The sequence below is a fragment of the Bradyrhizobium sp. LCT2 genome (genome assembly GCF_009931255.1).
Taxonomy (GTDB): domain Bacteria; phylum Pseudomonadota; class Alphaproteobacteria; order Rhizobiales; family Xanthobacteraceae; genus Bradyrhizobium; species Bradyrhizobium diazoefficiens.
This window is the reverse complement of sequence record NZ_CP034432.1, coordinates 1,861,203-1,881,088: the sequence shown is the minus strand read 5'-3', so window position 1 is coordinate 1,881,088 and position 19,886 is coordinate 1,861,203. Positions and strand designations below refer to the sequence as shown.

19 protein-coding genes and 1 pseudogene are annotated in these 19,886 nt (G+C 64.5%); 11 read left to right on the top strand and 9 right to left on the bottom strand.

Annotated features, from left to right (window positions below):
* Window positions 1-77: 77 nt before the first annotated feature.
* Window positions 78-290, bottom strand: a complete 213-nt coding sequence (locus tag EI171_RS46650; protein ID WP_371740485.1) for a helix-turn-helix domain-containing protein — start codon at window positions 288-290, stop codon at window positions 78-80.
* 603 nt (window positions 291-893) lie between these two features.
* Between EI171_RS46650 and EI171_RS45420 the strand changes: the two are divergent.
* The 8 genes and pseudogenes from EI171_RS45420 (at window position 894) to EI171_RS09480 (ending at window position 9,755) form a co-directional block, all read left to right on the top strand.
* Window positions 894-1,115 (top strand): annotated as a pseudogene (locus EI171_RS45420) (hypothetical protein).
* A 219-nt stretch (window positions 1,116-1,334) separates the two neighbouring features.
* On the top strand, window positions 1,335-1,580 hold the full coding sequence (locus EI171_RS09505) for a hypothetical protein (RefSeq protein ID WP_097668979.1): 246 nt from the start codon (window positions 1,335-1,337) through the stop codon (window positions 1,578-1,580).
* A 732-nt stretch (window positions 1,581-2,312) separates the two neighbouring features.
* On the top strand, window positions 2,313-2,579 hold the full coding sequence (locus EI171_RS45250) for a hypothetical protein (protein ID WP_143279316.1): 267 nt from the start codon (window positions 2,313-2,315) through the stop codon (window positions 2,577-2,579).
* A gap of 723 nt (window positions 2,580-3,302) precedes the next feature.
* Complete coding sequence (locus EI171_RS09500) at window positions 3,303-3,605, top strand: hypothetical protein (RefSeq protein WP_161533204.1); 303 nt, start codon at window positions 3,303-3,305, stop codon at window positions 3,603-3,605.
* A gap of 156 nt (window positions 3,606-3,761) precedes the next feature.
* The gene (locus tag EI171_RS09495; RefSeq protein WP_161533203.1) at window positions 3,762-3,995 is read left to right on the top strand and encodes a hypothetical protein; all 234 of its coding nucleotides are present in this window, start codon (window positions 3,762-3,764) and stop codon (window positions 3,993-3,995) included.
* Window positions 3,996-4,322: 327 nt separating this feature from the next.
* On the top strand, window positions 4,323-7,049 hold the full coding sequence (locus EI171_RS09490) for a DUF2235 domain-containing protein (protein WP_202633120.1): 2,727 nt from the start codon (window positions 4,323-4,325) through the stop codon (window positions 7,047-7,049).
* Between the two features lie 112 nt (window positions 7,050-7,161).
* Complete coding sequence (locus tag EI171_RS09485) at window positions 7,162-7,833, top strand: response regulator transcription factor (RefSeq protein WP_161533202.1); 672 nt, start codon at window positions 7,162-7,164, stop codon at window positions 7,831-7,833.
* Window positions 7,830-9,755, top strand: coding sequence for an ATP-binding protein (locus EI171_RS09480; RefSeq protein ID WP_161533201.1), 1,926 nt, complete (start codon window positions 7,830-7,832; stop codon window positions 9,753-9,755). The genes EI171_RS09485 and EI171_RS09480 overlap by 4 nt, the downstream gene beginning before the upstream one ends.
* Window positions 9,756-10,048: 293 nt before the next feature.
* Here EI171_RS09480 and EI171_RS09475 read toward each other — a convergent pair whose 3' ends face one another.
* Window positions 10,049-10,339, bottom strand: coding sequence for a hypothetical protein (locus EI171_RS09475; RefSeq protein WP_028173580.1), 291 nt, complete (start codon window positions 10,337-10,339; stop codon window positions 10,049-10,051).
* A gap of 233 nt (window positions 10,340-10,572) precedes the next feature.
* On the opposite strand from EI171_RS09475, the gene EI171_RS09470 reads away from it, so the two are divergent.
* Together EI171_RS09470 and EI171_RS09465 are read left to right on the top strand one after the other, a co-directional pair.
* Window positions 10,573-10,797, top strand: a complete 225-nt coding sequence (locus EI171_RS09470; protein ID WP_028173581.1) for a cysteine rich repeat-containing protein — start codon at window positions 10,573-10,575, stop codon at window positions 10,795-10,797.
* 133 nt (window positions 10,798-10,930) lie between these two features.
* Entirely contained in the window at window positions 10,931-11,092 is a 162-nt protein-coding gene (locus tag EI171_RS09465) for a GMC oxidoreductase (RefSeq protein WP_246740474.1), read from the top strand.
* A 3-nt stretch (window positions 11,093-11,095) separates the two neighbouring features.
* Here EI171_RS09465 and EI171_RS09460 read toward each other — a convergent pair whose 3' ends face one another.
* From EI171_RS09460 to EI171_RS09445, 4 genes are all read right to left on the bottom strand, one after another.
* On the bottom strand, window positions 11,096-11,785 hold the full coding sequence (locus EI171_RS09460; protein WP_161533200.1) for a hypothetical protein: 690 nt from the start codon (window positions 11,783-11,785) through the stop codon (window positions 11,096-11,098).
* A 137-nt stretch (window positions 11,786-11,922) separates the two neighbouring features.
* Entirely contained in the window at window positions 11,923-12,642 is a 720-nt protein-coding gene (locus tag EI171_RS09455; RefSeq protein WP_161533199.1) for a hypothetical protein, read from the bottom strand.
* Between the two features lie 137 nt (window positions 12,643-12,779).
* On the bottom strand, window positions 12,780-13,028 hold the full coding sequence (locus EI171_RS09450) for a hypothetical protein (RefSeq protein WP_028173584.1): 249 nt from the start codon (window positions 13,026-13,028) through the stop codon (window positions 12,780-12,782).
* Window positions 13,029-13,195: 167 nt separating this feature from the next.
* Window positions 13,196-14,161, bottom strand: a complete 966-nt coding sequence (locus EI171_RS09445; RefSeq protein ID WP_161533198.1) for a nitronate monooxygenase family protein — start codon at window positions 14,159-14,161, stop codon at window positions 13,196-13,198.
* A gap of 108 nt (window positions 14,162-14,269) precedes the next feature.
* Between EI171_RS09445 and EI171_RS09440 the strand changes: the two genes are divergently transcribed.
* A complete protein-coding gene (locus EI171_RS09440; RefSeq protein ID WP_161533197.1) occupies window positions 14,270-15,832 on the top strand; it encodes an AMP-binding protein in 1,563 nt (520 codons plus the stop codon).
* Window positions 15,833-16,255: 423 nt separating this feature from the next.
* Here EI171_RS09440 and EI171_RS09435 read toward each other — a convergent pair whose 3' ends face one another.
* From EI171_RS09435 to EI171_RS09425, 3 genes are all read right to left on the bottom strand, one after another.
* Window positions 16,256-17,029: a thioesterase family protein gene (locus tag EI171_RS09435; RefSeq protein WP_161533196.1), complete on the bottom strand. Its 774-nt coding sequence runs from the start codon at window positions 17,027-17,029 to the stop codon at window positions 16,256-16,258.
* A gap of 230 nt (window positions 17,030-17,259) precedes the next feature.
* Entirely contained in the window at window positions 17,260-18,228 is a 969-nt protein-coding gene (locus EI171_RS09430) for a nitronate monooxygenase family protein (protein ID WP_011084145.1), read from the bottom strand.
* Between the two features lie 254 nt (window positions 18,229-18,482).
* Window positions 18,483-19,883 (bottom strand): aspartate ammonia-lyase, encoded by a 1,401-nt coding sequence (locus EI171_RS09425; protein WP_011084144.1) that lies wholly within the window; start codon window positions 19,881-19,883, stop codon window positions 18,483-18,485.
* Between the last annotated feature and the right edge of the window lie 3 nt (window positions 19,884-19,886).

Here is a 19,886-nt window from a genome sequence, read left to right as displayed (position 1 = left end):
GCGATGCGGTCAGATCGCGGCCCCATGTCCGCAGCAGATGTGATCTTGCGACCTTAAAGATTGATCGCCGTTCTAGATCACTCCGGCAACTGAGCGAATAACCTCCCACTCGTCCTACTCGCTCGTCCCCGCTGTTTTTGAAAGCGCTGCAAGCGAGCGTAAACCGCTTGTCGGGTGCGGCCTAGCCGCTCGCCGACCTCTTCAGCTGTGGCACCTGCGCTAAAGAGCGAGAGCAATTCCGCCTCTTCGTCTGGCGACCACGGACGCGTTGATGTGCGACTGTTCGTCATTCGCAGTGCCTAAATGCGCGGCGGCGCTGGCCGTCTCGGTGGATCAGGAAAGCGAGCTGGCCGCTCTGAGCGCGGCGGCGCCGGCAAGCGGCTGGGCTCAGGCGCGCGATTACCGCGCGTCATCAACGCTGCTAGACGAGCGTAGCTTCGCCTGAGAGCCGGAACGAACCAAGCCGCCGATGCGCCCTCGTGATCCATGTTCGAAGCATAATTTCGAGCCATTTAGAAAAGATTGCCGACTCCACCCGGTTGGTAACTGATCCTCAAGAATGCAAATGCAAAATTAGTTGCAATGCAAACAGAGCGCTCGCTTGAGACGAAATTGACCAAAAGGCATTTCTCAACTTTCTGCGGGATGTCGATTGAATCGCCTCCACGAAGTTGCCCGACACCCCCGGAACCAAGCTTGCGCTTCTGCGAAATGGCTGGATCGAACGACGCTCAACGAAAACGGGTATCGAATGCCGCATGACAGAAGCTGGTCTGAGGGTGCTTTACCAACCGCGATGACTGCAAGGCGCGGATTAGGAAACGACGAACGTGTCAAAGGCCAGAAGCCCGCTCCCCGAAAGTGGAGCGGGTTTCTTTTTCGATTGAGCAAGAATGCGCGTTAATAAGGTCACGTGGGACAAAGTCGGCCGGGTAACCGGGCCGGGTCGCTACAAGTGCTTTTTCGGATATCTAACCGTCACTTCAGAGGACATTTAGGTGTGGACGCGCTATCCCGACGCGACCTTCACTTTGATCGCGCGGCCGACGACTGAGCAATCGGTGGGGGAAGATTACCGTCTAGGCGCGTTCGACATCGGCGATCGTCAACAGTAGGCCTGAGGAAAGGGAACATCGAACAACGACGTTTCGACATTCGTTGGAGGCTTTCATTACTGCCAACGCCACGAAGCGGTTTTACCTTCAATTGACGCTTCCGCTCCGCGGCGGGGCTAAAGATCGAAGCATCGCAGCCCCCATAGGAACTTAGCCGCGCAGGTTCGGTTGGCTACGGTGTGCCGCTCGGCGTCCCTTTGCCAACATCAGGAGATGTAGGTGGCAAAAGCTTTAATTTCGAAGGCTGACCTCGAACGCATTGCGCTTCAGGACATTCGTAGTTTCCCCGGCTCCGAACATGTCGTCTCAGTAGAAGTCGAATACGCGGCCTATCAACCACAGGGCATCAACTGGCAATTGTGTGTCATAGCGAACGACGGAGGCGATCTCGACCGCATTCAATATGCTGCCAAGGTCACAAGCGATCGGTTGAAGCGCCGATACGATCTTCGGCTGGCCTCCTAGGCAGCACGATCAGCCCGTGGTGTCGAGCTGATGCGCAATGAGGATCTATATCAATCGCCTCGCCGGGACGTCGCTGGACAAGGGCGTCGAACTGAACGCGCGGGCATGCTGCCAGGGACAGCAGCCTTGTTCCAGATTTAACGTTCCGCGGCGACATCAAGCTTAATCCGCGTCTTCGATTGCACCGGGGCTAAGGAGAGTTAGCCTCTCTTGCACCGACATAGTCCCATTCGGGTTCACCATGGCGCAGCCGTCGCGCCAATATACTCGGCGCGGCGGCTTCGTTTGATTTGATTTGGACATCTCGCGCGAGTTGCATTTGAAAAGGCGGTCAGACAGCGCCCCCCTCGATCTTATTGAGATGCGTCGGCAACTCACGGCCATGCGCTCGCAACACTCGGACAACCTCGCCATAGCATCGCTACTGAACCGCTTCCTCGTAAAGGTTGCGTTTTTGTCAGAGCCAAAGGATGCGGCGCACGCGCAGCATCTACGGTCTGAGTTCGCACGGACGTTGCGAAGTGTTGAAGGCATCGCCTCGCGGAGCGTCGTTAAGCAGCCAAGTAACACTAACGCACGGACGTTCTTGCGCTCGCCGGGGCCGGCGACGATGCTAGATGCAGTCGCGAAGTCGTCCTCGTCTCGCGTACCGGCGACTTCCCGGCTAGGGGTCGCCGTCCCATTGGTCGGCGACCCCGCCCTGTGATGCTGCTAACCTTGAGGGGACTGAAAGTGTCTCTCGAATGGACGGGTGTTGAGCGGCGACGCGTCACACGCAAGACGGTGGACCAGATGGTTATGCTCTCGCTGCCAGGCGACGTGATCATCACGCCCTGCAAGATGTTAAACCTTTCCGTTCTTGGCGCCGGCGTACTGCTAAAAGATATTCCAATCCGGTCGACTGGCTTCGACCTATCCTTCGACGAATTTCGGACGAGCTTCCCGTGCCGCCTCGTATGGCGTCGCGGTGTTTTCGCCGGGGTGGAGTTTGTCCATTAGCTTCCCACTCCCCCGGCCTGGTTCCAGCGTGCCGCTCCCGCGGGCGATATGACCTGGGTTAGCGGCGTTCGCGGCTTCGACCATGCTTGCCATCCTTGCCGACGCGCTTCGCAACTGGGTCTTGTGTCCCAGTTGAATGGCGAGCGCGATTTACGCTCCGATTGCTGCCCCCGATTTCCTCGGCAATAGCGCGGTCGGACTTCCGCGGGTTCTCGGCAATGGCCGCTTCAGCACGCTTGCCGGCGATCAGGCCGCGACGTGTGCCATGTTCGCCAGCCTTGATAGCAGCGTTGGTAGGATCAGAAGTGGGATAAAATATTTCTGCATAAAATCAATTGCTTGAAGGTTTATTGGGGTGCCGGCCAGGGCGATTGTGGAGACCGGAACGGCATGGGGTGTGCCTGCTGCCGGGGAGCCTGCTATTTTTTTTGCCAGCTAATACCGCGCGTCGGTTTGTTGGTATTTCTGTTGGTATCGGCCGCCATTGACGACGAAAACTAATTCAAATTCAAATAGTTATGGCATTAGGCGGTTACCGGCCAGGGGCACCACGCTTCGCCCTTCGGGCTTCGCGTGGCGCAGCCATGCGAGACTGAAGGGCGAAGCGTGTCCGGCGAAGCCTCTTGGCGAAGACGGACTGGCTCAACGTAGCTCAATCCCTTCCCATCCTCCCGTCCCCACTTTATAAACCGGTAGCTTCTTCCGTCATTCGAAGAGGCTCACATGAACGACCTGCACACGTGGCTTTCGCAGCAGCACCACGGTTTGCGGACCTTCCGTATCTTTCAGCAGAAACTCGAGATGCTCGGCCGGGACCATCCATCCCAGCGCGGCCTGTGCCGCCTGCTGAGCGGTCTCGTCGGCAGCTATGTCGAGGCCTTTGACGAGGCCCCGCTGCCGATCGAAATTGCCGACGGCGCCTATCACCACCTGCTGGCGCTGGTCGCAAGCATCGATCTGAACGCCGACGCGGACCGGCGGCTCGCCGACATCAACCGGGTTGCGGAGAGTCGGCTCTGGCAGTGACGAGAAACGTCGCTTGCAACTCGCCTCGACCTCCCGGACGCGCTGTGCCGGCAGAAGGCCGCGTGCGTGCCGGTACGAACGATCGTCGAGGCGTTCGACTTCGCCAAGTCGATACCTATATCCTGCAGCAACGTGGTGTTGCAGCGAGCAGCTTTGATGGCCAGGAGACGCACGACGGAAGCCGACTCCGACGACCTCCCCCGCTATTTCGTCTGGGTCCGGGGCCTCGAAGGCCCCGAGCCGCAGAAATGGACGGCGATGGATTTCGGCATCGGCGACTGGAAGCGGCCACTCGTGCTGGCCTTTCTGGAGCTGCCGGAAGGCGAGCGGCACCTGCCGCTGTCGGCACTGGCGCGGCGCTATCCGCCGCCGCGGGTGGAGACATTGTAGGCTTGTAGAGTGGGTTGGGCGAAGCCGTAACCCACCACTTCCCTATCTGCCGAAGCAGAAGAGGTGGGTTACGCTGACGCTACCCCACCCTACGAAGAGCGACATCGCCTCCCCTCGCCGTCCGGCACGCCGACCAGCAAAACCAAATGCTTTTCGCGACCGTCATTCCGCGACGTCCGACCGCGGCGAGACCGCGCGTTCCTGCTTGCTACCTCAGCGGGACTATGCGCAGAATACATCCCATTTTATAAACGCAATCGTTGATTGAGTCCGAGGAGTGCCGGCTCGGGCCTGAAGCGCTTCCTCGTGAAATTGCCGGAGCAGCCCATGCCAGATCAGGATGGCGCGCGGACCGCTGATACTGCCGGACCGGAACACCCGCATAGCAGGATGAATGCCGGCGGGACGGCCGACGCCGCCCGGTCGAAACGCAGGCTGGTGCTGTTTGCCGACGGCACGGGCAATGCGTTCACAGCCCAGGAATCCAGCGTCTGGCGTCTCTACGAGGCGCTCGACCACACCCGGCCGGACCAGATCACCCACTACATCAAGGGCGTCGGCACCGCCGGCTGGGCGCCGCTCGCCGCGCTCGACGGCGCAACCGGTTTCGGCGTGCCCTCCAACGTCCGCAAGCTCTACCGCTTCCTGTGCTGGAACTGGCGCGAGGGCGACGAGATCTACATCTTCGGCTTCAGCCGCGGCGCCTTCACCGCGCGCACGCTGGCGTCCATGATCGCGAGCCAGGGCCTGGTGCCGGCGGAGATCGAAGGCACGCCGGTGTCGCATGAGGAGATGGGGCGCAACGCCATGGCCGCGTGGCGGGAATACCGCCGCGACACCGTGCCATGGAAGAAGAGCCTGCCGACGATCTGGATCGCGCGCTTCATCCGCGATTTCCTGCTCTATCTCTATCATTCGATCTGCGGGCACCGTTCCTACGCCGATGTCCGGGCGGCGATGAACGGTCGCAAGGACGTCGACATCGAATTCATGGGACTGTTCGACACGGTCGAGGCCTTCGGCGTCCCGATCGAGGAGCTGCGCGTCGCGATCGACTGGGCGATCTGGCCGATCTCGTTCCGCAATCACCGGCCCTCGCGCAAGGTGAAGCACATCTGTCATGCGCTGGCGCTGGACGACGAGCGCACCACCTTCCATCCGCTGCGGATCGACCAGAGCCATTTGGCGGCCGGCCAGACGGTCAAGGAGGTGTGGTTCACCGGCGTCCATTCCGACATCGGCGGCGGCTATCCAGATTCCACGCTGTCCTTCGTGCCGCTGGTCTGGATGACCGATCAGCTCGAAGGCCAGCTCCGTTTCCAGGACGGCGAGATCGAGCACTTCAGGGACTACCAATCGGCGATCGGACCGAAGCACGATTCGCGCAGCGGCGCCGCCGTGCTCTACCGTTACGGACCGCGCCCGGTCCTCGCCGGTGAGGTCAATGGCGGGCTGCCGGTGGTGCACTTCGCCGTCATCGAACGCATGCTGTTCGGCTGCGATGACTACGCGCCGATCATGCTGCCGGCGGACGCGCTGGTGCTGATGCCGGACGGCAGCAAGCTGAACCTCATCGCGGACAGTACCCGCGGGGTGATGAAGCAGGCCTATCTGGCGAAAGCCAAGGGCCCGCGGCGCGAAAGCGAGGCCGAAGCCTTCACGCGCATGAACACGCCCAGCGCCGAAATGGCCAGGCTCACGCGCGACACCGTGTGGTGGCGGCGCGTCGCCTATTTCTCGCTGCTGTTCATGGTCGGCGTGATCGCGGTCTGGCCGTGGATCGCCCGCAGCCTGATCGGGGTGTCGAAGGATAACGGTCTGCAAGGCACCGTGGTGCTGCACGTCATCGCCACCATCGATTGGCTCGTTGGCGCCGTGCTGGGTCCGCTCGCCAATCTCGTCAGGAACGTTCTGCCATCCTATGCGGCGCCGTGGCTCGACATCACGCTGTATTACCCGTTCGCCACCTCGACCGTCCTGGCCATCACCTACCTGATCTGGCGCAGGAACACGGTGCTGCGCGACACCATCCAGGAACGCGCGCGGCTGGCCTGGAGCAGGCCGCACCGCATGGCAAGCCGGCGGCATGTCGACGAGCCCGGCATGCTGCTCCGCTTCGCCCGATGGATGCGGCTGAATGCGGGGCCGGCCCGCTGGTTCTTCGTCAGGCTCGTGCTGCCGGGCATCTTCCTGTTCATCATCTTCTACGCCGCACTGCTAATCGGAGCGACCAGCGTCTTCACGGCCCGCACCGCGACCGGAAATATCTGCGCGACGCCCGGGCCGGAGGCCGGGACGCCGGTGCCCGACGAGCCGGTCGATGCGCCCGGCCGCTTCGCGACGAGGGAGTTTTGCTGGTGGAGCGGCCTTGCGGTCGAGAAGGGCCGCAAATACCGCGTCTGGGTCGAGATCGAGGATCCCTGGTTCGACCGCACCATCATGAGCGGCACGAACGGCTTCATGACCTATTTCACGCCTCACTACCTCGCCCTGCCGACGCTCCGTCAGTTCGGCGCCGCCTGGTTCCAGCCCGTGGTGCGCATCGGCACGAAGGGAATGAGCGACATTCCGCTGCAGGCCGTCAACGTCATGCCGGCCGAGGAATTGCCGCGCCGGATGAATCCGACCATTCCGGCCGAGGACGATGCGGACAAGCGCAAGGGCAGGTATCCGACCCAGCTGGACAAGACGAAGGAGTTCGAGACGCTCCCCGACAACAATCCGCTCAAGCTCGCTGTCAGCAAGCTCGGACCTTTCGACCCGGTGCCGAAGGATCCCACGGCGCGCACGATCTGGGAGGACCAGAAACTGTCGGGACGGCTGGTGGCCGAATTCGTCGCGCCCGACGCCGGCGATCTGTTCTTCTACGTCAACGACGCCGTGCAGATTTACCCAGCACTGCTGCCGGCAGCGTTGCGGCCGGCGATGCTCGACGCGGTCCAGGGGCCCTATGAGCAGTTCTACAAGAACAATGCCGGCACCGCGCGCATCATCGTGCAGCGACTGCCGAGCCTGCCGATGCCGACGGACAAACCGGCCGCGACGAAGCAGTAGGCGTCCGGGACGCCGCCTCATTGCGGCCCCCATGATTATGGGTGTCGCGGCGTGCCTGCTGCGGGTAAACTTGCCGTGCGCCGCGGGGGACACGCGGTGCGGGACGATGGACATGAGCGAACAGGGCGAGACGGGTGACGCCATCACCATCCTCCTCGTCGAGGATGACGCGCCGACCTGCTGGCGGCTGCAGGATGCGCTGGTCAAGGCCGGCTACGAGGTGCGCAGCGCCGGCACGCTGGGAGAGGCCCGGTCGGCGCTGGGCGAGGCGGCACCGCGCGTGCTGCTCACCGATCTCAGGCTTCCCGACGGCCATGGCGTCGAGCTGATCCGCGAGGTCCGGCAGCGCTTTCCCGACACCGAGATCATGGTGATCTCGGCGCTCGGCGACGAGGAGAGTGTGATCTCCGCGATCACGGTCGGCGCCACCGGCTACCTGCTCAAGGACGCCTTCCCCACCGATATCGCCACCACCGTGCGCGATCTGGTCGCCGGCCATTCCCCGATCTCGGCCTCGATCGCCCGTTTCATCGTGCGGCGAACGCAAAATTCGGCGGAGCCGCCGCCGGGCCCCGCGCTCAACACCGCAAGACTGACCCCGCGCGAGATCGACATCCTCTGGGGCATCGCCAAAGGTTTCAGCTATGCCGAGATCGCAAGCCATCTCGGCCTGTCCAGGCAGACCGTGCCCGGGCACATCAAGAACATCTATCGCAAGCTCGAGGTCCACACGCGCAGCGAAGCGGTGTTCGAGGCCGTCCAGCAGGGCCTGATCAAGCTGTGAGCGAGATCGCGGCGAAGGCACCGGTCAAACCCGCGCGGCGCCGGCTGCTGGCCGCGCGCCTCGTGCCTTACCTGCTGCTCCAGGCGTTGATCGTGATCGCCACCATCCTCGGGCTGCGGCTGCTCCAGCCGAGCGACCCCGACGATTTTGCCTTGAGCGGATTTTCGCTGCGGGAGGACGGCGCGAGCCGTCCCGTAACGCTGCCGCACTTCACCTCGTCGCGTTACTCTTTGGCCGATCCGCCGCTCTACACCGGCGCCTTCACGGTTGGGCGCGGCGATGCGGCGACGGGATGGTCGGTGTTCCTGCCGCGCTTCAGCAATGCGGTGGAGGTCGCCGTCAACGGTGTCGTCGTGCTCGACTCCCGCCGCGATTTCAACGCCAACCGGCCGGACCGTAACACGCCGCTCATCGCGCTCATTCCCGCATCGCTGCTGCGTGACGGCGGCAACGAGATCACGGTACGGCTGTTCGTATGGGGACCACTGAAGGGTTTTCTCGACACCGTCTATGTCGGCCCCGATGCAGCCTTGCGTCCCGCCTATGAGACACGCACGCTGCTGTTCGTCACGTTGCCGGTGGTGTTCTCCGCCTGGCAGTCCATCCTCGCTGTCATCCTTGCGATCATGTGGCTGATGCGGCGCCGCGAGCCGGTCTACGGCGTGCTGGCGGCGGCGATGGTGCTCGGCGTGGTGCAGGCGTTCGTTCCGCCGCCGGTGCCGCCGGCCACCACGTCGCGGCTTGCCGCGGTGCTGCTGGCATCGGCACCGACCGAGAGCGCGCTGATCGTCGTGTTCGGCGTGCTGTTCTTCGGCTGGCGCTGGCCGCGTTACGGCGCGCTGCTGTTCGCGCCGGGCATCGTCGTGTTCGTGGTCGGGCTGATCGCCGGGCCGCCACTGCCGCGCATTCTGTTTCTCCTGCTTGGCATCCCCACGGTCGGGGTCTGCCTGTTCCTGATGGCCTGCGTCACCGCGGCCGCGGTGGTGCGGCGGCAGGATGCCGCGAGCTTCACGCTCGGCTGCGCGGTGAGCATCGTGCTGACCTGCTGGGTCCACGACATGCTGTCGGTGTCCGAGATCGTCACCAACGAACGCATCTTCGTCTCGCGCCTGTCCTATTCGGCGATGCTGGTCGCGATCGGCGCCGGCCTGACCTGGCGCTTCGCCCGCGCGCTGAACCAGGTCGACAGCTTTGCCGGCCAGCTCGTGACGCGCGTGCGCGAGGCCGAGGAGCGGCTGAAGGCGAGCTTTGCCCGCGAGGAGGCGCGCGCCCGGGCCGCCGCGCTCGCCAACGAGCGCACGCGGCTGATGCGCGACCTGCATGACGGCCTCGGCGGCCAGCTCGTCAGCATCGTCGCGCTGTCCGAGCGCGGCCATGAGGGTGCGACCATCACGGACGCCGCCCGCGCGGCGCTGAAGGATCTCCGTCTCGTCATCGACTCCATGGACGACATCGGCGGCGACCTCATGCTCGCGCTCGGCTCCTGGCGCGAGCGCGCGGCGATGCAATTGCGCCCGCACGACATCGCGCTCGACTGGCGCGTGGCGACGCCGCAGGGCCTGCCGCTGCATCCCGAGCTCAGGCCATGGCACGTCATCCAGATCGTGCGCATCCTCGACGAGGCCGTGACCAATGCGGTCAAGCACGCGCACGCCGGCAATATCGCGGTCATGATCGAGACGCTCGACGCGGACCAGGGGCCGTACGGCGTGATCAGCGTGACCGACGACGGCCGCGGTTTTGCGCTGGCCGGAAATTGCGAGGCCGCGGGCGCGAGCCAGACCGCGCGGGGCTTGCGCAACATGAGAAGCCGCGCCGCGCGCTGCGGCGCGGTGCTCGATCTGAGCTCGGATGCCGCGGGCACGCGGGTGCGGCTGCAATTGCCGCAAATCTTTCCCGACAGCGACGCCGCTGCCGGCTGAAAAGCCCCCCTCCCCGAACGTGTGGGACGCACGGAGAGAGGGAACGGGCCGGATGATCTTCATGCGGAGGACGGGGGGTTCGTCCGCAAGTCATCCCGTCGCCCGAAGTCTTTCCTCTCCCTCTCCCCGCTTGCGGGGCCGCGACGAGCTTCGCTCGCGCTGAGAGGGTCGGGGTGAGGGGGAGTCTCCGCAAGGACGGCGACAGTTAGACTCGTGGAGAGTCCCCCTCACCCGAATTCGAGCTACGCTCGAATTCGACCTCTCCCCGCAAGCGGGGCGAGGTGAAGAAGAGCTCAGCGAACACCGACGCGATTGACCGGGCCGCCGCGATTCATCGGCGTGCCGGCACGTACGCCGACACCGGGCGCACCGACGCCGGGCGTCGCGACCGCAGCCGCCGCGACCGGGGCTCCCGGCGCGACCACCACCGCCGCCGTCGGCCGCACCACGCAGCCCTTGGGCACGCCGACCGTCTTGCAATAAACCACCGCCTGCGCCGGGCTCGTGCCCAGCGACACCATCGCCGCACCCGCCAGCGCCATGATCGTCAGCCCGGCGCTCAGCACTCCCGCTCTTTTCGACATCTTGCTCTCCTGCTTCCCGTTCGGCGTCCCGGTGCAATCACCGGGTTCGCAGCCGACGTGCAGTCTGAATGGCAAAAGACGGCGTACGGATACATGCCATGAAGATGGGGGTACGCAGGCCAGAAGCGCGATCCGATGCCATGAACATGGCATGGACCGGCACCAGGCCTTCGCGAGATGGTCCGCCCGCTTGATCCCGAATGGGACCACCGACAAGCCCAAAGAGGTGTTTTATGAAGATTTCGATTCTTGCCGCGCTGCTGCTTGCCGCCACCGCCCTACCCGCCGCGGCACAATCCGGTCCGACGCTGCAGGAGCAGATGGCCTGCCGCGGCGACGCCAGCAAATTCTGCGCCGAGCATGTCGGCAAGCCGCCGCAGATGAACGCCTGCCTGCGCGAGAACAAGTCGAAGCTTTCGGACGGCTGCCGCAAGGTGGTGGAGTCGCACGGGGGCTGAGCTAGCGGTCATTCCGGGGCGCGCCGACGGCGCGAGCCCGGAATCCATCGCGCTGCGGTCATCGCGGATAAATGGATTCCGGGCCTGCGTGCTGCGCACGCATCCCGGAATGACGAGGCGCTGCCGGATGGGCATGGACGATCTCGCCGTCGTCGATCCGCAGCGGTTGCAGGTGCGACGCATTGACGTCTTGCATATCGCGGACGGCTCGGTGATCCCGATCATGATCTCCGGCAACATCCAGACGCCGACGATCCTGATTGCCGAGTGCGCAGCGACCGCGACCCTGGGCTAGGTGCTAGTCGTCGTCGGGGCCGAACAGCCTGATCTGCGGGAAGCCGCCGCGCGGCCGGCCCGCGTAATCGCGCGCGTCTGAATCTTGGCGAATGTTGCGGGCCACGTCGTCCCAATCGGTCCGGTCGCGCATGCCGCGTGGATCGCGGGACTCATAGCGGTGACGCTCGGACCAACGCTCGCGGCGATCCATCCGGCGCCGTTCGGACGCGGCACGCTTCACGTCAAAATCTCTCGCCTTGGCATAGGCGTTGTCAGGTGAGGAGGACGGCTCTGTCGAAGCCTGCTGTTCGACGGGCTTTGCGGCCTGCGGAGGCGATGGCGATGCCGGTTTCGGCGGCTCGACCGCGGCCGATTGCGACGGCTGCGGCGCGGGGGGCTCGGCGTTCGCCGGAGTGACCTGCGTGTCGGGCCTTGTCTCAGGCTTTGCGTCCTCCCGCGCCTGCGCGGGTGCGGCGATCATCGTGCCGAAGGCTTGCGAGCCGGTGAGATATTGCACGCGCTCCGACGGCGCATTGCTCTGGACCGGCGCGATAGCCGCTTCCGTGCGCTGCGCCAGCTTGCCGGCATCCGGCCCCTGCTTGGGCGCGATCGGATTCATGATGTTGCCGGCGACGATGCCGCCACCGAGACCAATAGCGATGGCCGCGACGATGGTTCCGGCACCGACGAAATAGGCTGTCGAGGCGCGCATTGGTCCACTCCCTCTTTTGGAGCGGGCAACGCCTGGAGATTGCCGGATGTTCCTGATATCGGCGGTTCCCTCAGCGCGATGGCTCGCCATCGTGCCTCAGCTCATTGTTTGAGCATGATGTTTTCGGAAACCGCGCGTCAGATCTGCTGCGCGACCTTCTCGAGCCCAATGATGCGGGCGAGCTTGCGCACTTCCTCTTTCTGGTCGTCACGCAGTTGGAACAGGAGCGGCATCGCGGCCGACTTCAACTGCTGGACCTCGTCGCAGTTCGGATCGATCTGCGCGCCGGGCGGCGCGTTCGGATTCGACAGCTTGTTCGCCTGGATCCTGCGGACGACGTTGCGCAGCGCCGTCTCGACCGAAGGCCAGTAATATTCCTGCGACGACGACAGCTTCAGACGATCCTTGATGCCCGAAATCTGAACGTCGGAGAGCAGCGAATAGGACTTCTGCGGCTGCGGCTTGGCGACGACTTTCGGCTTGGCCGGGACTTCGACGGCGGGAGCTTCCGCCGTGGGCGCCTCGTTCACGCTCGCCGATGAACCCGTCTTGGACATCGGAAAATCGGACGGAGTGGCGGCGGCAAAGGCCTGGCGCAGCGGCTCGGTCAGCACCGGCGCCTGCCCAAGCTTGTCGGCGGGCACCTGGACCGGCTCGATCGCGGCCGAGGCCAGCGCCAGGGTCGGAACCAGACGGTCGGCCTTGGCGGCGCGGTTGGTCGCGAGCGGTTTCGGCGGGGCCTGGGTGATCATCTCGGCGCTAACGCTGGGCACGCTGTCGCGTCCGAGAATGGCGGTGGTGGCGGCACCGAGGACGAGGAAACAGGTCAGAACGACGATGGTGATGGCTTTGGACAAACGTCTCTCCGAGGGGGAGGGGCGGTTCACGATGTTGTCAACGGTGCCCGGGAAAAAGGAACGAATTAAGGCTTGAGTGTGCCTTTGCGGCGACAATCACCATGCCTATGGCGACACGACTAAAAAGCCGAGTAAAATCAAGCAGCTGAGGCCAGATCGTAGGCATCCTGGATGTCCGCGACGATTTCGGAGGCCTCCCAGACCGCGCGCGGCTCGACCGATTGCAGCGTCACCGTCCAGTTGCCCCCCCGGCGGGTGCGGGGGACGCTGACGATATCGAAGCGCACATTGCGGCACAGCGGGTGGCGGGCCAGCGCATGGGCCACGCGGACGCGGATTTCGTCCAGCGAAGCCGCCGTCTTGGAGTTGAGAAAATCGAAATCCATCGCCTGTCCCTCTCGGTCCTGATTGGCGGCCTTGAGGGGGATTCTGGGCGGGCGATGGTTAATCTGCCGTTAAGTGAGGGGGAATCGAGCCATGCAGGATTAACTGTGATCGATGCGACGGCACCTGGTCTCCCTCGCTCCGTTCATACGGGGAGAGGGAGAGGAGCCTACCGCCCACCCGCCGCGCGATATTCCGCGAGCGTCGACGCGACGAGATCGTCAACCGCGAGCACATCGGTCACGCCGGAGGTCGAGTGCCCGCCGCTCCAGATATCGCGCCAGCGCTTTGGCCGGTTCTCGCGCGCGTTGACGTCGATGTCCTTGGCGATGTCGATCGCCCCGCGCGCCGGCAGGTCGTCGGGATCAAGCCCCGCAGCGACGATCGACGGCTTCAGCATGCTGGTCTGAAGCCCCGTGAACGCGGTGGTCAGCAGGATGTCGTCGGCGCTGCTCTCGACCAGCATCCGTTTGTAACGATCATCCGCCATGCTCTCGCGCGTCGCGATAAACTTCGTGCCCATGTAGCCGAGATCGCAGCCGAGCACTTCCGCGGCATGCAGCGCGCGGCCATCGCTGATGCCGCCCGCGAGCACGATGATGCCATCGTAGAATGCGCGCACCGCGCGGACGAAGGCGAACGGATTGAGCCAGCCGGTCTGCCCGCCCGCGCCCGCCGTGAGCAGCACGAGTCCATCGGCACCTGCTTCCGCCGCACGTTCGGCGTGGCGGATCGAGGCGACATCCGCCAACACCAGCGCACCGGCGTCATGCAGCGGCTTGAGCACTGGCGCGGGCGAGCCGACCGAGGTGATGACGATCTCCGGCCTGTGCCGCAGCAGCACCGCGAGATCCTGCTCCAGCCGCGCATTGGAGCGGTGCACGATCAGGTTTGGGCAGAGCGGCGCCGCCTTGCGGCCGGCTTGATCTTCATGCCGGCGCAGCCGCGCTTCGATCTCGCGGAGCCATTCGTCGAGCTGTTCCGCGCTACGGCAATTCGCGCTGGGAAAGCTGCCGATCACGCCGCTCTGGCAGGCCGCGACCATGAGCTCGACACCCGACACCAGAAACATCGGCGCGGCGATCAGCGGCAGTGCCAGGCGATCGCGGAAACGTTGCAGTCGATCAGACGTCACGCATGCCTCCCTCGCGCGGGCTGTGTCGTTCCATCCCGCATTCCCTGTGCTAGCGTTACGGCAAACATTGGCACGCCAGAAGCCGATGACAAAGCAGCGAGGAAACATATGTCAGATCCGCTCCACGCATCGTCCCCGACTTGCGCACAGGCGCTGCGGGCGCTGGCGCGCTATCCCGGCCGCACCGCGTTCGCCTGGCCTGGCGGATCGCTGAGTTATCAGGGCACCATCGACCTGATCGGGCGCATCCAGGGCGTGTTCATGCGGCTTGGAGTGCAGCCCGGCGCGCGCGTCGCCTTCCTCACTGCGAACCGCGCCGACACCTGGTGCGCGGGTGTCGCAGCGCAATTGTCGAGGTTTTGCGTCACCTGGCTGCATCCACTGGGATCGCGGGGAGACCAGCTGTTCCAACTCGAGGATTCCGAGGCCGAGGTGCTGGTGGTCGATGCGGCCGCGTTCCGCGATCGCGGCGGCGAGCTTGCCGCGAGTGCGAGCCGGCTCAAGGCGGTCTTCACCACGGGGCCGGCCGGCTATGGCGTCGACCTGTTGCAGGCGATCGAGATCGAAGGCCATGCCAGCGCTCATTGCCTCGCCGGCCCTGACGATCTCTCCACGCTGAACTACACCGGCGGCACGACCGGCAAATCCAAGGGCGCGCTGCGCTACCACCGCGAAAATGCCGGGGCTGCCGCCGCGATCCTCGCCGACTTCGAAATCCCGGAAGATGCGCGCTATCTCGCGGTCGCCCCGATCAGCCATGTCGCCGGCACCAAGGTGCTGCCGACCCTGATGCGCGGCGGCACCGTGCACATGCTGAAGGGTTTCGATCCCGAGGCCGTGCTGGCGACCATCGCGCGCGAGCGCATCAACTTCACGCTGTTCGTGCCCACCATGATCTATGTGCTGCTCGATCATCCCGCTCTGAGCAGGACCGACCTCTCCTCGCTCGAGCTCGTGCTCTACGGTGCCTCCGCGATGTCGCCGAGCCGGCTGATCGAGGGCATCGAACGGATCGGGCCGGTGTTCTCGCAGCTCTACGGCCAGACCGAATGCTATCCGATCTCGGTGCTGCGCAAGAAGGACCATGATCCCCGGACGCCCGAACTGTTCCTGTCCTGCGGCTTCCCGATCGCGGCCTGCGAGGTCAGGATCCTCGACGACAACGACCAGGAGGTGAAGACGGGCGAGGCCGGCGAGATCTGCGTGCGCGCCCCGCATGTGATGGCGGAATACTGGAGGCGGCCTGACATCACCGCCGAGACGCTGAACAACGGCTGGGTCCACACCGGCGACATCGCGCGCAAGGACGAGCGCGGCTACATGTTCATCCTCGACCGCAAGAAGGACATGATCGTCTCCGGCGGCTTCAACATCTTTCCGCGCGAGGTCGAGGACGTGCTGTCGCAGCACGCCGATGTCGCGATGGTCGCGGTCGTCGGCATCCCCGACGAGAAATGGGGCGAAGCCGTCACCGCCATCGTGGTGCCGCGCGAAGGCGCAAAGCCCGATCCGGACGAGCTGATCAATTTCGTGAAGACGCGGAAAGGTTCGGCGCATGCGCCAAAGCAGATCCAGTTCGTCAAGCAATTGCCGATGACCGGCGTCGGCAAGGTCGACAAGAAGGTGCTGCGCGCGGGATTCTGGAGCGGGCGGGACCGGATGGTGGGGTAGTCGTCTCGATCTGCAACTTGTGGCAGGCGGCACCGTGCAGGCCCCCGCGCCCGACCCCGGGATTTTACGGTGTCGCTGTGACTGGCGAACAACAGCGCGGAAGGGACTTTTCAGGCACGCCGTCCGCGCGATTGCGGGCGAATCAACGAATCAACTAGACCGCTGATGGGGCTGGGAAGCGGAGTATCAAATGAGAGTCGCTTCCTTGGAAAGTGCGTTGGCCGCGATCACGTTGATCACGGCTATTGTTGTCCTGCTGTGGGAGATCAAGATCGTCTACGGCAGTTGAACAGGCAGGACGCTGGCGTCGAACAGAGACCTCCGGACAAGAGAAGAGGCTCGCGACCAGGGCATCCCTTCCGCGGCGGCGGAAGTCTGCCGTTCCTTCAGCTCAAGCAGCGATCACGGCGCTTGCCGTCACGCTCACCGCTTCTCGATCACCAAACTCTGCACCGCGCGACCGAAATAGCCCTGCCGATCCGCCAGCCGCGCCATGGCGAGTCCTGCGCCATCAGGGCCGATCCAGGAGTCGCCGTCGAGCAGGATCCACTCGCCGACCGGCTGGCGCGCAAGGCTCACGGTGAGATCGGCGTTGATGTAGGTCCAGGCGCGGAAGTCGAGCGTCGAGGCGGTGCCGTTGGAAAAGTCGGCGGCGACCACGGCGCGCATGGCCTGCGAGATCGCTTCGCCCTCGATCAGGGGATGGTCGACGCGAAACCAGATCGCGCCCGCACCGGCCTGGCCGAAGCGGCCGCGCGCGGCCCGCATCGAGACCGAGCGCACGAACGGGCTGGTGGCGGCATGACCGTCCTCGACCAGCGAATCCTCCGGTGACGGCAGCGTGAGCGGGACTTCCTTGACGTCATCCGGCAGCGCCTGCGCCTGACGCCTGATCTTCAGCACTGTGGCGCCCACGACCTGCACGCCGTCGGCGAGCAGCTTGATTTCGCAGAGCTGAATCTTGCGGCCCTCGCGCAAGACCTCGGTCTTGATCGTGAGCGGCGCCACCGGCACCGGGCGCATCAGATCGATGGTGACGCGCGCGATGTCCATCGTAACAGGCGTCGGAATACGCTCGGCCGCCCACGTCACCAGCGATGCCGGCGCCGAGCCATGCTGCATGCGCCGGTCCCACGGACCCGCAGCGTCAGGGCTGGTGACGACACTGTTGCCGTCGACACGGTAGATCGGGGGCATGGTGCAGATCTCTGTTGGCTGAGACGCTCGGAGTTCCAATGACAGTGTCGTCCTGGCGAAAGCCAGGACCCATTACCCCAGGGAGAAGTTGTGGCGCGCAACTCTCAACTCCGAGTCTTCGCCAAACTACTCCCTGGGGTAATGGGTCCTGGATCTGCGCTCCGCTCCGCTGCGCTTGTCCAGCACGACGGAGGAAAGATACGCGCGCTGCAATACGCAATAGCCGCCGTTCACAACGGCGGATCGATCGCCTCGTCGTATTCCTTCTTGAAGCGCGCGATCAGCTCGGCGGCAGGCAGAACCTGGTCGACGCTGCCGATGCCCTGACCCGAGCCCCAGATCTCCTTCCAGGCCTTCGGCTTGGCGCGCTCGCCCGAGGCATCGGTGCCGAAATTCATCTTGGACGGATCGGACGTCGGCAGGTTCTCCGGATCCATGCCGGCGGCGAGGATCGAGGGCTTCAGATAATTGCCGTGCACGCCGGTGAAGAGGTTGGAATAGACGATGTCGTCGGCCGTCGACCCCGCGATCATCTCCTTGTACTTCTCGACAGCGTTGGCTTCCTTGGTCGCAATGAAGGCCGAGCCGATATAGGCGAAGTCGGCGCCGAGGATGCGCGCGGCGCGGATCGCCTTGCCGTTGCCGATTGCGCCCGACAGCGCGATCGGGCCGTCGAACCACTTTCGCGTTTCCGCCACGAAGGCAAGCGGCGAGATCACGCCGGCGTGGCCGCCGGCGCCGGCCGCGACCAGGATCAGGCCGTCGGCGCCCTTCTCGATCGCCTTGTGCGCGAATTTCTGGTTGATCACGTCGTGGAAGACGATGCCGCCCCAGCCGTGAACGGCCTGGTTCAGTTCCTCGCGCGCGCCGAGCGAGGAGATGATCATCGGCACCTTGTACTTGGCGCAGAGCTGCATGTCGTGATCGAGCCGGTTGTTCGACTTGTGCACGATCTGGTTGACCGCGAACGGCGCCGACGGCCTGTCGGGATGCGCGCGATCATAGGCCGCGAGCTCTTCGGTGATCCGCGCCAGCCATTCGTCGAGCAACTCGGGCGGCCGCGCGTTCAGCGCCGGAAACGAGCCGACGACACCCGCCTTGCACTGCGCGATCACGAGATCGGGCACCGAGATGATGAAGAGCGGCGAGCCGATCACGGGGATCGACAGGCGCCCTTTGAACAAGGCAGGCATGGACATCGCGAAACGATCCTCTATTGGCGGTCAAATCGAAGTTGGGAGCCATACCAACAAGGCAATCTTTCCACTGTCAAGTATTGCGTTTTGCCGCCGCGGAAGATGCCGTTACCGCAATTCCAAGCCGCGGAATTCCTCTTCCGTCATTCCGGGGCGCGCCGAAAGGCGCGAGCCCAGTATCCGTCTGACCTCCGCACGCGTGGGCGAAATGGATTCCGGGCTCGACGCTTCGCCCGCCTCGGAATGACCATGAGACATCACGCAATCAGGTCCGGATTGATCAGCCGCTCGAACGAGAACATCTCGTCCCACTTCTCCTGCGTCAGCAGCTTGCGCTCGACCACCACGATCTGGTGCAGCGACTTGCCGCTCTTGTAACCTTCGCGCGCGATCTCGGCGCATTGCTTGTAGCCGAGCAGCGGCTTCAGCACCGTGACGATACCGAGCGAGTTCAGCACCATGTTGCGGGTGTGCTCCGCGTTGGCGGTGATGCCGACGACGCAGTTCTCGCGCAGGCTGTTGACCGCGCGCTCCATGGTGCGGATCGAGAAGAACAGCGCGAACGAGATCACCGGTTCCATCACATTGAGTTGGAGCTGGCCGGCGGACGCGGCAAGCGTCACCGTGGTGTCGAGGCCGATGACGAGGAAGCTGGTCTGGTTGACGACCTCGGGGATCACGGGATTGACCTTGCCCGGCATGATCGAGGAGCCCGGCTGGAGCTGCGGCAGGTTGATCTCGTTGAAGCCGGCGCGCGGGCCCGAAGCCAGCAACCGGATGTCGTTGCAGATTTTTGTCAGCTTGCTCGCCGTGCGCTTGAGCACGCCGGAGAGCTGCACATAGGCACCGGTGTCCGAGGTCGCTTCGACGAGGTCGCCGGCGAGAATGAAGTCGATGCCGGTCAGCGCGCTCAGATGCCGGACGGCGAGCTTGGGATAGCCGTGCGCCGCGGTGACGGAGGTGCCGATCGCGGTCGCGCCGAGATTGATCTCGCGCAGCAGCGCCCGTGCCTCGGAGATACGATCGACCTCCTCGCCCATGGTGGTACCCCAGCCGCGGAATTCGGCGCCGAGCGACATCGGCACGGCGTCCTGAAGATGCGTACGGCCCATCTTCAGCACGCGGTCGAACTCACGGCCCTTGGCGAAGAACGCCTCCTGGAGCTGGCGCAGCGCCGTCATGTAGCTCTCGAGCCGCAGGATCAGCGCGAGGCGGAAGGCGGTCGGATAGGTGTCGTTGGTCGACTGGCCGTAGTTCACATGATCGTTCGGGCTGACGTGCTGGTAGTCGCCTTTCTTGAAGCCCAGCGATTCCAGCGCGAGGTTGGCGATCACCTCGTTGGCGTTCATGTTGGTCGAGGTGCCGGCGCCGCCCTGGATGAAGTCGGTGACGAATTGATCCATCATGTCGCCGGCAATCACGCGGTCGCAGCCGAGGATGATCGCATCGGCCACCCTGGCGTCGATCACGCCGAGATCGCGATTGGCCATCGCCGCGGCCTTCTTCACGTAACCCAGCGCCTTCACGAAGTAAGGCTCCTGGTTCATCGGAATGCCGGTGATGTGGAAGTTCTCCTTCCCGCGGATGGTCTGGACGCCGTAGTAAATATCGTCGGCGATCTCACGCTGTCCGAGGAAATCCTGCTCCGTACGGCTCATGGG